At 46.4% G+C, this 683-nt stretch carries 1 protein-coding gene; it reads right to left on the reverse strand.

All coding sequences use genetic code 11. The features are described 5' to 3' along the window. Nucleotides 1–683, reverse strand: a 683-nt coding sequence (locus R8O11_RS28045; protein ID WP_318194977.1) for an efflux RND transporter permease subunit, incomplete at both ends; no start/stop codon positions are given.

The raw sequence follows: 683 nt of genomic DNA on the forward strand, positions 1-683 counted from the left end.
AATAGCGCCAGCATCAGACACAATATTTTGCGTGGACAGCAAGTTAAAAACCGTATTTGGCGACAAACCAATACTGCTGAGCTTCTTCATCGAAACTTCAATAAAGACTTGCTCTTGCTGCTGACCAGAGACAGAAACCTTGCTGACGCCATCGACCAGTTCAAGTTCACGGCGTAAGTAGTCGACATAATCCAGCAACTCTTTATAGCTGTAGCCATCCCCTGTCACTGCCAACAAGATGCCGTACACATCACCGAAGTCATCAATAACCTGAGGCTCATTAACACCTGGAGGTAAGGTGACTTTTAAGTCGTTCACTTTTCGACGCAATTCATCCCAAATTTGTGGTAAATCATCGGGACCATAGTTGTTTTTCATCGTCACGGTGATCTGAGATAAGCCACGGTTGGAAATGGAGTTCACTTCGTCAACGTAAGTCAGTTGCTGGATGGCTTTTTCCAGCGGGTACGTCACTTCTTCTTCCACTTGTTGCGGCGTCGCACCTGGGTATGACGTCACTACCATCGCATCTTTGATGGTAAAGGCCGGATCTTCTAAACGTCCCAACCCGAAGAAGGCAGCAATACCACCAATCAAGAAGATCAAAGACACCATCCAGCTAATCACGCGATTTCGAATGAAATAAGCCGCAATGCCCGTTACGTCATCATCACTTTGAGGCA

Source organism: Vibrio sp. 1288, assembly GCF_033344475.1.